This window comes from Nostoc sp. KVJ20 (genome assembly GCF_001712795.1).
Lineage (GTDB): Bacteria > Cyanobacteriota > Cyanobacteriia > Cyanobacteriales > Nostocaceae > Nostoc.
Genome location: NZ_KV757832.1, coordinates 1 through 1,884 on the forward strand (window position 1 = coordinate 1; position 1,884 = coordinate 1,884).

Genomic DNA, 1,884 nt, shown 5'->3' on the forward strand with positions numbered 1-1,884 from the left:
AGGTTGCTCAGACAGAGTGATAGCTCCCCATTTATCGGCATAAAATTGCATTAGTGCCAAGGTTTCGTCAGCGCGGCGATGAATACTGTAATTATTGCCGGATTTTATGATAGTAAAAGCATCAGCCTGATAAACTAAATTACCATCTTTTTCAACACCATAATTCTTCACAAGGGCATAAGCTACAGAAGCAATTTCCTTATTTTCTCTAGCTTCTAAACGCTTTCTGAAAAAATTCTGCTGGTATTGTTTAACCTGTTCTCTTCTTGCCCAAGAATCAAAGGAGTGAACCGATACCTCCTTTAAAGGTAGAGAAGCGTTTTGAGCAGGAGCAACTTCTTCTTTACTTTCATCGGCAAATACTTCAGCATCTATTACTTGCCCTCCTATATTTTGGGATGAACTTTCTGGGGTTGTAATTAGGTCTGTTGGTTGTATGATTGACAACTTGGAACGAGTTTTTCCAAAAAGAGCAATTGTCTGTTCTTCTTCCACACTTTCTCTTGACGGATTTAGATTAACAGTGCCATCACCAAGTTGTTCATAAAGATGGATCTGTTCACCATTTTTCAGAAAGACTGTTAGGCGTAAATCGGGTGGCTGATTTTTCTCCCACCAATCATTCAGGGGGACAGATGCAATAAACACTTGCCTCAAAGCTGACGCGCCCTGTGCAACAATCAAATCATCTACACCTTTTTCTGGGCCTGGTAATTCAACGATACTGACCTGAGCGCCAGCATCAGATAAAAGTTGACCAGTACGGTATGTAGCGATATCAATGTTGCGCTTAGTTTTATACCGAGTTTCATAGTCAAAGCAAATTTTGATGTCCCTGTTTGGGGTAGCAAAAACTGCCAATTCATCATGTAATATGGGCACAATTTGATTCCCCAGCCCATCCTTACTACGATAGCCAGCATAAATCCCTGGTAATCCAATTGCTGCTTCACCTTGGCTCAATAGGCTAGCGGCCTTCTTGGCTCCTTCGGCGAGTGTGACTGGAACATTATGTTTCCACACACAGTACCAAAACCCCGATTTGCGATCGCTAATACTTGGTTCAACTCCAGCTTTAGAATAAATTTGTTGAGCGATATCTTGGGGAACATCCAACAGGAAGATGCTTAATTCAACTTTCGGGGGATGTTCGTATTTGATAAACTTGCCTCTGTTATCGGCTTTTTCTCTCGGATTATTAGGTTTGTAGCATCCCCATATTTTTTGATCGGGTTTATCTCCCGGCTCGTTTGCTGAAAAAGAACGAGGATCTACACCAGCATTACACCACCAGCCCCCATCCTCAAGGTGAGAATATTTGTTGAGCATTCCAGTAGATAGTCGTCCGGTATTAATACGTTCTAAATTCTTGCTGTACATGAGATATTCCCATGCTTCATGCTCAAGTTCTATTGGGTCTAAGTGTAAGCTCTTAAAATTAAGCTCGACAATTTCTGGAGCGATCGCACTTTCCTCGACTAATTCTTGCCAGTGGTTTGGATCTATGCGTGAAGAAGAGGTAGGGGGCAGGGAGCTTTTTGCTGGCGTTGCACTTAGAGAATGCCCTAAGTGCAGATTTGGGGATGAAACAAGGTTATTGTCCAGAAATTGTTCTGTTGAACCGTTCTCTTTCTCTAAGTGCAACTCTACTCCTCCTACCGCCTCCTCTGCAACGCCAGCCCAAATTGTTGAGTCAGCCTCTTGAACGATTGGTATAACTACTAGTTCAACGGGTGTAGCAGAATTGGGCAAAAATGGAGGTGTACCAGACGGCGGTAAAATCGGAGGTGAATCACTGGGGGATGATTTAGGAGGTGTATTAGAGCCAGGCAAAAGTGGATCTGTATTATCCGGTGGTAAAAGTGGAAATTCATCATCAGATGG

Annotated in this window: 1 protein-coding gene; it reads right to left on the bottom strand. The window is 42.7% G+C overall.

What is annotated here, in order from left to right; all coding sequences use genetic code 11:
• Positions 1–1,752, bottom strand: a 1,752-nt coding sequence (locus A4S05_RS41140; RefSeq protein WP_256091407.1) for a DUF3854 domain-containing protein, incomplete at its 3' end; no start/stop codon positions are given.
• Between the last annotated feature and the right edge of the window lie 132 nt (positions 1,753–1,884).